This window comes from Euzebya rosea (genome assembly GCF_003073135.1).
In the GTDB taxonomy this organism is placed as follows: domain Bacteria; phylum Actinomycetota; class Nitriliruptoria; order Euzebyales; family Euzebyaceae; genus Euzebya; species Euzebya rosea.
The window spans coordinates 137,347-150,642 of the sequence record NZ_PGDQ01000003.1; the positions used below are offsets into that span (position 1 = coordinate 137,347).

9 protein-coding genes are annotated in these 13,296 nt (G+C 71.3%); 6 read left to right on the top strand and 3 right to left on the bottom strand.

The window, feature by feature from the left end; genetic code table 11:
• Positions 1–3: 3 nt before the first annotated feature.
• Complete coding sequence (locus CUC05_RS03630; protein ID WP_108664717.1) at positions 4–3,453, top strand: FG-GAP-like repeat-containing protein; 3,450 nt, start codon at positions 4–6, stop codon at positions 3,451–3,453.
• Here CUC05_RS03630 and lexA read toward each other — a convergent pair.
• Entirely contained in the window at positions 3,450–4,181 is a 732-nt protein-coding gene (gene lexA / locus CUC05_RS03635; RefSeq protein ID WP_108664983.1) for a transcriptional repressor LexA, read from the bottom strand. The genes CUC05_RS03630 and lexA overlap by 4 nt on opposite strands.
• A gap of 86 nt (positions 4,182–4,267) precedes the next feature.
• On the opposite strand from lexA, the gene CUC05_RS03640 reads away from it, so the two are divergent.
• The gene (locus CUC05_RS03640) at positions 4,268–4,636 is read left to right on the top strand and encodes a LysM peptidoglycan-binding domain-containing protein (RefSeq protein ID WP_108664718.1); all 369 of its coding nucleotides are present in this window, start codon (positions 4,268–4,270) and stop codon (positions 4,634–4,636) included.
• Here the strand turns inward: CUC05_RS03640 and nrdR are convergent, their stop codons facing one another.
• Positions 4,637–5,092, bottom strand: coding sequence for a transcriptional regulator NrdR (gene nrdR / locus CUC05_RS03645; protein ID WP_157965172.1), 456 nt, complete (start codon positions 5,090–5,092; stop codon positions 4,637–4,639).
• Positions 5,093–5,547: 455 nt separating this feature from the next.
• On the opposite strand from nrdR, the gene CUC05_RS03650 reads away from it, so the two are divergent.
• From CUC05_RS03650 to CUC05_RS03665, 4 genes are all read left to right on the top strand, one after another.
• Complete coding sequence (locus tag CUC05_RS03650; RefSeq protein ID WP_108664984.1) at positions 5,548–8,334, top strand: vitamin B12-dependent ribonucleotide reductase; 2,787 nt, start codon at positions 5,548–5,550, stop codon at positions 8,332–8,334.
• Positions 8,335–8,475: 141 nt separating this feature from the next.
• Positions 8,476–8,844 (top strand): hypothetical protein, encoded by a 369-nt coding sequence (locus CUC05_RS03655; RefSeq protein ID WP_157965173.1) that lies wholly within the window; start codon positions 8,476–8,478, stop codon positions 8,842–8,844.
• 93 nt (positions 8,845–8,937) lie between these two features.
• Entirely contained in the window at positions 8,938–10,479 is a 1,542-nt protein-coding gene (locus tag CUC05_RS03660; protein WP_157965174.1) for a copper resistance CopC/CopD family protein, read from the top strand.
• Positions 10,480–10,557: 78 nt separating this feature from the next.
• Positions 10,558–10,992: a c-type cytochrome gene (locus CUC05_RS03665; protein ID WP_205712111.1), complete on the top strand. Its 435-nt coding sequence runs from the start codon at positions 10,558–10,560 to the stop codon at positions 10,990–10,992.
• Positions 10,993–11,031: 39 nt separating this feature from the next.
• On the opposite strand, the gene CUC05_RS03670 is transcribed toward CUC05_RS03665, so the two are convergent.
• The gene (locus CUC05_RS03670; RefSeq protein ID WP_108664722.1) at positions 11,032–13,173 is read right to left on the bottom strand and encodes a heavy metal translocating P-type ATPase; all 2,142 of its coding nucleotides are present in this window, start codon (positions 13,171–13,173) and stop codon (positions 11,032–11,034) included.
• Positions 13,174–13,296: the final 123 nt, after the last annotated feature.

The following is a 13,296-nucleotide window of genomic DNA, read 5'->3' on the forward strand; positions in this document are numbered from 1 at the left end:
CCGATGACCGTCCGTCGAGGTGGCGGTGGCGGCCCCCTGGTCGCGCTCGTGGTGGTCGCGGTGCTGGCGGCCACCACCACCGCGCTGGTGGCCGCGGCGCCGTCCCCCGACCGGGCCGCGGCGGCCACGACCCTCGTCGACGTCGCCGACCGAGTCGGGCTGGACACCCGGCACGGCGCGTTCCGCTGGGGACCGTCCGCCGACCCCGCGGCCATGATGGGCGGAGGGGTGTGCTGGCTGGACGCCGACGGTGACGGCTGGCAGGACCTGTACGTGGTCTCCACGTGGTCCGACGGGGAGCACCAGCGCTGGGTGGACGAGGGAGGGCTGCCGACGTCGACGCTGTACCGCAACGTCGAGGGGCGGTTCGTCGACGTCGGGGACAACTCGGGGGCGGGCCTACGGGTCCGGGGGCAGGGATGCCTCGCCGCGGACCTCGACGGCGACGGCCACGTCGACCTGCTGGTCACCTCCGACCGGCGGAGCACCCTGCTGTGGAACGACGGCGACGGCACCTTCACCGCCGACGACGGCAGGGCCGGCCTGCACATCTCTGGCTGGCATGCCGGTGCGGCGGCCGACGACGTCGACGGCGACGGGCGCCTCGACGTGGTCCTCACCGGCTATGTCGACCGCAACACCCCGCTGCCCGAGGCGTCCGGGGGGTTCCCGCGCAGCCACGCGCCGGTCGCCGACCTCCTGCTGCACAACCTCGGGCCGGGAGAGGGGGCTCGGGCACGGTTCGTCGACGTGAGCCGCGAGGCCGGCCTGGATGCCGACGGGCCCCGGTACGGGCTGGGCGCGACGTTCGTCGACGTCGACCACGACGGAGACCGGGACCTGCTGGTCGCCAACGACACCGACCCCGACCGGCTGTACCGCAACGACTCGACGCCCGGCGTCCCACGCCTGGTCGACGTGGCCGCCCGCGTCGGCGTCGACGACGACGGATCGGGCATGGGCGCCGCCGCCGGTGACCTCGATGGCGATGGCATGGCCGAGCTGCTGGTGACCAACATGGGCGAGCAGCGCCATGCCCTGCACCAGCCCGATGGCGCCGAGCCGTGGGTGTTCACCGACGGCCGGACGGCGTTCGGCGTGCCGGCCTTCGGCGAGGGGCTGACGGGCTGGGGGGTCGGTGTCGCCGACATCGACGCCGACGGCCACGACGACGTCCTCGCCGGTCACGGCGCCATCCCGCTGGCCGACGACCCGACCGCCACCGCCCAGCCGCTCCTGGCCTACCGGGGGTCGGCGGACGGCCTGCAGCTGCTCGACGGGGGCTGGGGCCTGGACGCGATCGGGCGGCACAACGCGCGCGGGACCGCGGTCGCGGACTACGACAACGACGGTGATCCCGATGTGGTGGTGGTCGGCGTCGGCGAACCCCTCGTCCTGCTGCAGAACCAGGGCGGGGGAGGGGCGGCGCTGCGGGTGCAGCCCGAGGGCCTGCAGCCGGGGACCCGCGTCGTGGTCACCAGGCCGGACGGCACAGCCGCGTCGAGGCACATCGCGGCGGGGTCGAGCTACCTGTCCACGGAGGACCCCCGGCCGCTGTTCGGGCTTGGAACCCTCGATCGGGTCGACGTCGTGGAGGTGACGTGGCCCGACGGGCACCGGGTCACCGTCAACGACGTCCCCACCGACCGGGTGCTGGAGGTGCGGCGTGACGGCACGACCGTCCTCGGTCGCCTCGACGGCCCCCGGGACGTGGTCGCGGTCGCACCGTGCGTCGACCGCAGCACCGAGGCCCCCTCGGCAGTCGCCCGCTGGATCGATGTGGCGCTGGAGGCGATTCGCCACGACCTGCCCGACCCGACGGCCCATGCCCGGACCCTGTACCACCTGTCCGCGGCGATGTGGGACGCCCGAGCGGCGCTGGTCGACGGCGTACCGGCCGCCCTCGTCACGATCGACGCACCCGACCTTGCCGGCGACCGCCGTGCGGTCGAGGTCGCCGTCGCGCAGGCCGCCCATGACGTGCTCGACGCCCGCTACGGCAACGGACGGGCGTCCGCGCACGTCGCCGAGTCCCTCCCGGCCGCCATGGCGGCGGAGTGCCTGCGGCCCGACGACGGGACGGCCCGCGCCGTCGGCGCCCGCGTCGCGTCGGCCGTGCTCGCCGAGGCGGACGACGATGGATCCCTCGACCTGCCGATCCACGAGCCCGCCAACCGCCCGCTCGTCGTCCGACGGCCGGGCGCGACGATGGACGACCCGAACGCGTGGCAACCCCTCCAGCTGGACCGCGTGGTCACCCAGAACGGCATTCCCCAGCCGGCGGAACCGCAGACGTTCCTCGGGTACGGCTGGGGCGGTGTGTCCACGTTCGCGCTGCCGGACGACCCCGGCGGTGTGCCGATCGACCCGGGCCCACCACCGCGGCTGGACGACGCCGACGGCGGGGCCGAGCTGCGACGTCAGCTCGTGGAGGTCCTGCGTGCCTCCGGCCAGCTCGACCCTGCCGACGGCGTGGTCGTGGACGCCGGGCCGGGGGGATGGGGCAACAATCCGCTGGGCACCGACGACGGCACCGGCCATCCGCTGGACCCCACCACGGGGCAGCCGTGGGCGGTGATGCCGGTGCCGCGCGGTGACCTCGGGCGGGTGCTGGCGGAGTTCTGGGCCGACGGCCCGCACTCCGAGACCCCGCCGGGCCACTGGAACGTCATCGCCCGGGCGGTCACCGACGCGATGCCGGCGACCGAACGACGGCTCGGCGGGTCCGGGCCGGTGCTGGACCGGCTGGAGTGGGAGGTCTCGCTGCACCTGGTGCTCAACGGGGCGCTGCACGACGCGGCGGTCGCGGCATGGGGCGTCAAGACCGCCCACGACTCCCCCCGACCGATCTCCTTGATCCGCTACCTGGGTGGGCTCGGGCAGTCCAGCGATCCGGACGGTCCCGCCTTCCACCCGGAGGGCCTGCCGCTGGTGGCGGACCTGGTGGAGGTGGCCACGTCGGCGACGATCCGCCCCGGTGGGCGGCACGAGGGCCTGGACGTCGGTCGCGTGGTGGTCCGGACGTGGGCCCCACGCGACGACCCATCCGACCCCGCGGTGCGCTGGATCCATGCGGAGGAGTGGGTGCCCTACCAGCAGCCGACGTTCGTGTCGCCGGCCTTCGCCGGCTACGTGTCGGGGCACTCCACGTTCAGCCGCGCCGCGGCGGAGGTCCTGACCGCGGCGACGGGCAGCCCGGCGTTCCCCGGCGGGTCGTTGGGCTGGACGGTGCCGGCCGGTGACCTGGCCTTCGAGGACGGTCCGTCGGCCGATGTGGCGCTGGTGTGGGCGACCTACGCCGACGCCGCCGACCAGGCCGGTCGGTCACGGATCCACGGCGGTATCCACATCCGCGCCGACGACCACGCGGGTCGCATCATCGGCGCGGAGGTCGGCCGACTCGCGTGGGACCGCGCACGGTCCCTGTTCGACCCCCGGGGCGGGCAGGCCTAGAGGGACCGCATGACCGCGACGACGCGACCCATGATCGCGCTGTCGGCGTCCGGTGGAACCGGGATCGGCTCGTAGCGCTCGTTGGCCGGGTCGAGGAAGACCTCCCCGGACTTCGTCCGACGGAAGAACTTGACGGTCGCCTCGCCGTCGATCAGCGCGGCGCACATCTCGCCCTGCTCGACCGTCGGCTGCTGGCGGATCACCACGATGTCACCGGGCAGCACGCCCGCCTCGATCATCGACTCGCCCCGGACGGTGAGGGCGAAGATCGTGCCCTGGCCGACCATGGACTCGGGCAGCGCGAGGTGCTCGCTGATCTGCTCCTCCGCGAGGATCGGGCCACCGGCGGCGATCTCACCGACCAGGGGCACGTGCCGCGTTGGGGAGGTCGGCTCGAGCGGATCCCCGCCGTCGACCATCACCTCGATCGCACGCGGACGGGCCGGGTTGCGGCGGATGAAGCCCATCTCCTCCAGCGTGTTCATCTGGGCGTGGACGCTGGAGGGGGACTTCAGCCCCACGGCGTCACCGATCTCGCGCACGGAGGGCGGGTAACCCCGCTCCTGCACCGCCCGGCGGATCGTGTCGAGGATGGCCTGCTGGCGGCTGGTCAGTTCGGGTGGCACGGGTGGACCTCCTGCTGCTCGGGACCCCGATGTCACACCCCCCCACGTACGTTGCTGGTGACGAGGTCGGGACTCGAGGAAACGGGTCTTGACAGCGAACATACGTTCGATCATGCTGTCGGTCAAGGGAACAGATGTTCGTCGTCGATCGCAGCATAACCCCCATCTCCCCCAGAACTGGAGAGGCCATGTCCACCGTCACCGCCCCGCTGTCACCGTCAGGAATCGGTCACGCCCCCATCGTGGGTCGCAACCACCGGACGGCCGGACCCCGTGCTGGCGTGGACCTCGGCCGTGCGCTCTCCTGGGCGCTGGTCGCCCTCCTCCTCGTCGCGGGGCTCCTGCTCTCGTGGCTGGTCGGGTCATCCGTCGCTGACGAACCGGCGCCCGCGCCGGTGACGGTGGTCGTCCAGTCAGGGGACACGGTGTGGGAGCTCGCCCGCGAGCACGCCCCGGCCGGGATGTCGGTCCAGGACTACGCCATGGTGGTCGTCACCCACAACGGCGTCAGTGCGACCGCGCTCCGGCCGGGGTCCGTGCTCGAGCTGCCGCAGTAGTCAGGGACGCTCGTTCAGCGTGGCGAGGGCCTCGGCGAAGTCGTCGGCGGACGTGAACGACTTGTGGACGCTGGCGAACCGCACGTAGGCGACGTGGTGCAGCGATCGAAGCGCCTCCAGGACGTGCCCGCCGATCTCGTCGGTGCCGATCTCCCGTCGGCCCATCGCGCGAAGGTGGGCCTCCACGCGGGCGGCGGCGATGCGGACCTCGTCGGGGTCGAGGTCGAGGTTGGCCGTGGCCTTGTGCATGCCGTCGCTGATGCGCTCGGGGTCGAAGGGCTGCACCGAACCGGAGCGCTTGCGGACCGCGAGGGGGGCGTGCTCGACGCGTTCGTAGGTGGAGTAGCGCTGGGCGCACGCCTCGCACTCCCGGCGGCGACGGATGGAGCGGCCGTCCTCGGCCGGCCGCGAGTCGACCACGCGGTCGCGGTCGCTGGCGCAGTAGGGACATTTCACGAGGCGAATCCTTTTTCGGTTTTCCCGGCCACGAGGGGTGGTTGTTCACGAGGTGGGGCGGTTGCCCACACCTGTCCACAGGTTCTCCACAGGGGGTGTGCAGGACCTCCACGAGATGTGGTGGTGGGGAGGGCTTCCGGTGCGTTCGTCCACAGGTTGACGGGCCTTGTGGACGGCGACATGGTTGCCCGACGTTCACGTCCCGGCCAGCGTTGCACCACAAGATATTGTGGTCAAGTCAGGGTATCGCCCATACATGTTGGGGAATCGATGCTTGACGGCAGCTACGATCGGGTCAAGAGTACGAAGAGGTAGTTACAGCCGTGTGGTTTCCGTCGGAGACACGGGCGACGCGCAGGTTCGGCTCTCGCTTCCGGCGACGCCGGGACGGAAACCAACGACTGGGAGACCGCGAAATGGGACACGATTTGCAGCAGGCACCGAAGGGCAACGCGATGGGTGACAACCAGGGTCAGGTACAGCTCCACAGCGGCGTTCGCGCCGTTCTCGACGGCGAGCGCACGGGGTTGAAGTTCGACAGGTACTTCACCACCCCCACCGTCCACCCCTATGACGAGGTGGAATGGGACGTGCGCGACGCGGTGATCGATGACTGGAAGACCGGCAAGGTCGCCTTCGAGCAGCGTGGCGTGGAGTTCCCGAAGACCTGGTCGGTCAACGCCACGAACATCGTCAGCCAGAAGTACTTCCGCGGTCCCCTCGGCACCCCCGAGCGCGAGTCGTCGGTCAAGCAGATGATCGACCGTGTCGCCGACACGATCACCGCGTGGGGCATCCACGACGGCTACTTCGCCGACCCCGACTCCGCCGAGGCGTTCAACCACGAGCTCAAGCACCTCCTGGTCCACCAGAAGGCCGCGTTCAACTCCCCGGTCTGGTTCAACTGCGGGGTGGAGGAGAAGCCGCAGTGCTCGGCCTGCTTCATCCTCAGCGTCGAGGACCGGATGAGCTCCATCCTCAACTGGTACGTCGAGGAGGGCACCATCTTCAAGGGTGGGTCCGGCTCGGGTGTGAACCTGTCCAACATCCGCTCCTCCGTCGAGCACCTCAAGGGCGGCGGCGAGGCCTCCGGTCCCGTCAGCTTCATGCGCGGTGCCGACGCGTCCGCGGGCACCATCAAGTCGGGCGGCAAGACCCGTCGTGCGGCCAAGATGGTCATCCTGAACGTCGACCACCCCGACGTGGAGGAGTTCATCTGGTGCAAGCAGCGCGAGGAGGACAAGACCCGCGCCCTGCAGGCCGCCGGGTTCGACATGTCCCTGGACGGCGCCGACGCCGCCAGCGTGCAGTACCAGAACGCCAACAACTCCGTCCGGGTGACCGACGAGTTCATGCAGGCGGTCATCGACGACGCCGACTTCCACCTTCGTGAGGTCCTGACCGGCAAGCCGGCCAAGACCATGAAGGCCCGCGACCTGATGAACCAGATCGCCGAGGCCGCGTGGGCCTGCGCCGACCCGGGCGTGCAGTACGACTCCACGATCAACGACTGGCACACGACGCCCAACGCCGGTCGCATCAACGGGTCCAACCCGTGCAGCGAGTACATGCACCTGGACAACTCCGCGTGCAACCTCGCCAGCCTGAACCTGCGCAAGTTCGAGGAGAACGGCACCTTCGACGTCGAGGCCTTCCGCCACGCCGTGGAGGTCGTCTTCACCGCGCAGGAGATCATCGTCGGCAACTCCTCCTACCCGACCGAGCCGATCGCGGCCAACGCCAACAAGTACCGCCAGCTCGGCATGGGCTACGCCAACCTCGGTGGCCTGCTGATGAGCCTGGGCCTGCCCTACGACTCCGACGAGGGTCGTGCATGGGCCGGCGCCATCACCGCGCTGATGACCGGTCACGCCTACCGGACCTCCGCGGAGATCGCCAAGGTCACCGGACCGTTCGAGGGCTACGCCGACGACCGCGAGGGCACCCTGCGCGTCCTGCGCAAGCACCGCGCGGCCGTCGACACCATCGACCCGGTGCTGGCCCCCGCCAACGTCCTGGCCGCGGCCGAGGACAGCTGGGACGGTGCCGTCGACGTCGCCGAGGACTACGGCGTGCGCAACGCCCAGGCCTCGGTGCTGGCGCCCACCGGCACCATCGGCCTGATGATGGACTGCGACACCACCGGCATCGAGCCCGACCTGGGCCTGGTCAAGGCCAAGAAGCTGGTCGGTGGCGGCACCATGCGCATCGTCAACCAGACGGTCCCGCACGCCCTGGCCAACCTGGGCTACCAGCCCGAGCAGGTCGAGGCGATCGTGGCCTACATCGACGAGCACGCGACGGTCGAGGGCGCCCCGGCGCTCAAGCCCGAGCACATCCCGGTCTTCGACTGCGCGATGGGCGACCGCTCGATCGCGCCCGGTGGCCACATCAAGATGATGGCGGCGGCCCAGCCGTTCCTGTCCGGTGCCATCTCCAAGACCGTGAACCTGCCGGAGACGGCCACGGTTCAGGACATCGAGGACCTCTACATCGAGGGCTGGCGCCTGGGCCTGAAGGCGATCGCCATCTACCGCGACAACTGCAAGGTCGCCCAGCCGCTGTCGATCTCCAAGAAGAGCGACGACGCGCAGCCGGTGACCAAGGAGGCCGCGGCCGAGCAGGGCATCGTCCGTCGTCGCCTGCCCAAGCAGCGTCCCAGCCAGACGATCAGCTTCCAGGTCGGCGACGCCGACGGCTACGTCACGGCAGGGGAGTACCCCGGCGACGGGCTCGGCGAGATCTTCGTCAAGCTCGGCAAGCAGGGGTCGACGCTGTCGGGGATCATGGACGCCCTGGCGATCAGCGTGTCCCTGGGCCTGCAGTACGGCGTGCCGCTGGAGGCCTACGTCTCCAAGTTCATCAACACGCGGTACGAGCCGGCCGGCATGACCGACGACCCGGACATCCGGTTCGCCACGTCGCTGACCGACTACATCTTCCGTCGCCTGGCCATCGAGTACCTCCCGGCCGAGCAGCGCCAGGCCATGGGCATCTACACCACCGAGGAGCGGACCGCCGAGCTGGACGGCACGTCGACCACGGCTGCCCCCGCGGCGCCGTCGGGCGACACGCCGCCGGCCGACGCCACCGGCCAGACGGTGCTCCCCGTGGAGCAGCCCCACCCGGTCGACGACATCTACGGCGACGCCCCGCTGTGCCTGCAGTGCGGCTCCAAGATGCAGCGGGCGGGCAGCTGCCACGTGTGCCCCGGCTGCGGCACGACCAGCGGCTGCAGCTAGTCGCACCGACCGGCGACCGAGCAGCCAAGACGACGGCCCGTCCCCTCTGCGGGGCGGGCCGTCGCTCGTTCGGCACGGATCAGGAGCAGACGGTCGCGGCTCAAGGTGAACCGGCGTCAGCCGATAACTAGGGTAGTGCCCGTGCGTATGGTCCTCGCCGGAACGGCGATCGTGGTGTTGGCGGTCCTGCAGACCGCTGGGATCCTGCATGCCCACGCCCATGCGCCCGGAGAGGCTGCACATCGGCACGCCTTCGTCGACGACGGGCACCACTTCGGTCACGCCGACGACCTGGGCGCAGCCGACGACGTCGGGTCGCACCCCAGCAGCCCCGACGCCCGGCCGTCCGACGCAACGGTCCTGGCTGTCGTGATCGCGGGCCTCGTGCTCGTGATGGCCCCGATGGACGCAGTGGCCGTACGCGGTCCGGACGATCGCCGAACGCGGCAGCGTCGGCGTGGTCCGCCGTCCGGTCGCAGGCTGGCCGCGGTAGGGATGCTGCAGGTCTAGGGACCCTCCGCTCCGGACCTGACGGTCCGGGGTTGCTTGGCGCCTGCACATCTGCCGCGCATCCGCGGCACGCGTTCCAACGGAGGTCTCCCCGTGTCCCACTACCCTGACACGCCAGTCGTGGCGCATCGTCGTCCCCGACGATGGTCCCTGTCCGTCCTCAGCCCGCGTACGCGGCCCGCGAGGGCGTGGCGTACCGCGCTGGCGGCGAGCGCAGCCCTGCTCGCCCTCGGTGTCCTTGCCTCGCCGGCCCTCGCGCACAGCGAGCTCGAGACGTCACGACCTGGGGCAGACGCCGTCGTGGACGCGGCGTTCGACGAGCTCGTCCTCCAGTTCAAGCAAGCCGTCCAGGTCCTGCCCGACGACATCGTGCTCGAGGGCCCCGATGGACCCATCTCCAGCGGTCCGGCCGCCCTGGCCGATGCCGTCACCGTCACGGTTCCGGTCCTGGGCGTGGTCGGTGACGGTCCGCACACCGTCCGCTGGCGGGTCATCGGCGCCGACGGGCACCCGCTCGAGGGCTCCTACGGCTTCGCCGTCCAGCTTCCTCCCGCGTCGCGAGGAACACCGGAACCGACAACGGCCGAGCAAGGAGTGGCACCGCCGCCGGACGACCCGACGACGGCCGGGACAGGGCCGTCCGACAGCGCCCTGGCCCAGGTGCGGTCAACCCCTTCCACATCGGTGCCGTCCCCGGGTTCGGCCGAGTCCGCGCCGACTCCCGTGTCGGAGGTCAGCACCGACGATTCCGACCCGCCGGGCCTGCCCCGTGCCCTCGCCGTCGTCAGCCGATGGCTCGTGTACGTCGGCGTGCTGCTGGTCATCGGGGTCGCCGCGTTCGGTATCGGCGTGCATCCCGACGTCGAGCGAGACCGGTCGGTGCTCAGCCGACTGCTGCTCGGCGGCGCGCTCCTGGCGGCCGGCGCGTCGTTGTTGCAGCTGTTGGCGCGGGTGGCTGTGGTGTCCGGGACGGGCATGGACGGGGCGATGGACAGCGCGGCGATCGCCATCGTCAGCCGCGGTGGCCTGCTGCCGGCGGTCACGATACGGGTGGCAGCAGCGGTCCTCGTGGTGGCGGCGTCGCGAACCTCTGACTGGTGGCGGCTACGCGGCCCCGGCACCGCCGTCGTCGGCGCTGTCCTGGGCATGATCGCCTCCTTCCAGCTCGTGGGACACACGGCCAGCAGCCAACCGGAGCTGCTGGTGCGCGGCGCCGACGCCGTCCACGTGCTGGCCGCTGGGGTCTGGGCAGGGGGCGCCATCGCGCTCGGCGCGGTGATCGGCAGCCGTCGTCACCGGGGCCTGGAGAGCGGAGCGATCGCCGCCCGGTTCTCCGTCGTGGCCGCGGCGGCGGTGGTTGCAGTCGGCGCTGCAGGACTCGCGCTGGCCCTGGTCGAGCTGTCGAGTCCCACGCAGCTGTGGTCGACCGGCTACGGTCGGGTGCTGATGGGCAAGCTGGGTGTCGTCGCGGTCATCGGGGCGATCGGGGCGCACAACCACCGTCGGCTCGTCCCAGCCATGGTCGAGGGGCGCGCGATCGCCGCAGATCAGCTCCGTCGCTCGATCCTCGTCGAGGCTGCGGCCTTCGCCACGGCCATCGTGCTCACGGCCGTCCTCGTGGGTCTCTCCCCGTGACGCCGATGGGGCAGGCAGCCAGGCAAGCCTCGGGGCACCACGCCCCGGGTCGGGTTCGGAAGGTACGGAGGAACGAACATGTCGGATGAGTACACGCTCGACCAGCAGCGACCCGACGCCGTGCCGGCCCGGTACCCATGGATGCGGGTCGGTGTGGCAGCGCTGCTCGTGCTGGTCCTGGGGGCCTGCGCATCGAGCGGCGACACGAACTCCAGCGATGTCGGCGGGTCGGGTGACGTCGCGGCAGGCGAGGAGCTGTACGCCGCGAACTGCGCGCAGTGCCATGGGATCGATGCGACCGGGACCGACCAGGGTCCACCGTTCGTCCACGAGGTCTACGTCCCGTCGCATCATGCCGACGGGGCGTTTCTGCTCGCGGTCCGGAACGGGGTCAGGCCGCACCACTGGGACTTCGGACCGATGCCGCCGCTTCCCGGCGTGACCAACGAGCAGGTGACCGACATCGTTGCGTATGTCCGGTCCGTGCAGCGCGACGCCGGGCTCATCGAGTGACGGCTCCGCCGGCGGTCGTGGGCACGCATGCACCTCGGCCTACTCGGCGAGCGACGCGCGGCGCAGCAGCTGTGCGTTGGCGGCAACGATGATGGTCGAGGCGCTCATGAGAACTGCCCCGATCGCCATCGGAAGGACGAAGCCGATCGGGGCCAGGACACCTGCGGCGAGGGGAATGGCCACCAGGTTGTAGCCGGCCGCCCACCACAGGTTCTGGACCATCTTGCGATAGGTCGCGGCCGACAGCCGCCTGATGGCGACGACCCCGTTGGGGTCGTCGGAGGCCAGGACGATGCCGGCGGACTGGATCGCGACGTCGGTTCCCGCGCCGATGGCGATGCCCACGTCGGCACGGGCGAGGGCAGGTGCGTCGTTGACCCCGTCGCCGACCATCGCGACGGTCAGCCCACGGGACTGCAGCTCGGCGACCTTGGCGTCCTTGTCCTCGGGGAGGACCTCCGCGAAGACCTCGTCGATGCCGAGCGCTGCGGCCACCGCGTCGGCGACCTGCTGGGCGTCGCCCGTGATCATCGCGACCGTCACACCAGCGTCGTGCAGCTGCTGGACTGCCTGCCGGGAGACCTCGCGAACCTCGTCCTCGAGCGCGAACGCGCCGGCGACCGTGCCGTCGACGATGACGTGCAGCACGGCAGCCCCGCGGTCGGCCCATGGCCGGGTGCGCTCGGCGAGGGCGGCGGGCACCTCGGCGTCGCGTTCGCGCAGCAGGGAGGGTCCGCCGATGGCGACCTCGTGGCCGTCCACCGTGGCGGTGACCCCACGGCCGGCCATGGTGCGGAAGCCGTCGGCCGTCGGGATCTCTCCCACGGCTTCGACCGCCCGTGCGTGGATGGCACGAGCAAGCGGGTGCTCGCTGTCGGCCTCGACGGCTGCCGCCATGCGCAGCATCTCGTGCTCGTCGGTGCCGTCCGCCACGGCGACGTCGGTCACGACGTGCGCGCCGCGGGTCAGAGTGCCGGTCTTGTCGAACAGGACGGCGTCGACCAGCCGCATCCGCTCCAGCGCCAGGCGGTCCTTCACGAGGATGCCTGCGCGGGCGGAGCGCGAGGTGGAGATCGCGGTCACGAGCGGGATGGCCAGGCCGAGCGCGTGCGGGCAGGCGATGATCAGCACGGTCACGGTACGGTCGATCGCGAACTCGGGCCTCCCGGCGATCGTCCACGCGATGGCAGTGACGATGCCGGCGGCGAGCGCGACGTAGAACAGCAGGGCGGCGGCACGATCGGCAAGGGCCTGCGCCCGGGATCGCGACGACTGGGCGTCGGCGACCATCCGCTGGATGCCGGCGAGCGCCGTGTCCTCGCCCGTGGCGGTGACCTCCACGCGAAGGCTGGCGTCGACCGCGACGGTCCCGGCCACGACGCGGTCACCCTCCTCCCGTGCGACGGGGTTGGACTCTCCGGTCAACATCGACTCGTCCACGTCGCCCGAGCCCCGGACGATCGTCCCGTCAGCAGGCACCCGGGCTCCCGGCCGGACGAGCACCACGTCGCCAGCGACCAGCTCGCCCAGCGGCACGGTTTCGGTCCCGTCGCCCGTCACTCGTTCAGCGTCGTCGGGCAGCAGCTCGGCAAGCGCCTGGAGCGCCCCACGGGCCTGTCCGATGGCGCGCATCTCCAGCCAGTGCCCGAGCAGCATGATGGCGATGAGCAGCGCAAGCTCCCACCAGACCTCCTGGTCGAACAGGCCGAGCGACGACGTCATGGAGGCGACGTAGGCGACGGTGATCGCCATGGCGATCAGCAGCATCATCCCGGGCTGGCGGGATCGCGCCTCCGACAGGCCACCGGTCAGGAACGGCCAGCCGCCGTAGAAGAAGATGACCGAGCCGAGGACGGGACCGATGAGCTCCCGACCGGGAACGGTCGGGGCGGTGTAGCCGAACAGGTCCTGGACGTGGTGGGACCAGATCACCACCGGTATGGCCAGCAGGAGCACGAGCCAGAGCCGGTCCCTGAACATCGCCGCATGATCGCCGTGCCCGTTGCCGTGGTCCCCGCCGTGATGGCCGTCGCCGTGGCCACCGTCGTGATGGTTCCGAGGATGATCCGCGTCGCGGTGCGCGGAACCGTGCTCGGCGGAGTGGGTCGCGCCAGCGTGGCTGGGGCTCGCGTCCTCCTCCTGCGGTGTCGAGGCCGCGCGCTGGTTCTGGGAGACCGTCATCACATCACCTGTCCGTCGGAGTCCGGGGTCGCCGCTCGCACGTCGATCATATACCCCCTGGGGGTATATGCAAGCACTGGATTCCTGCATCGTCCGAGCCCGGTGGCCCTTCCGCGCTAGGGT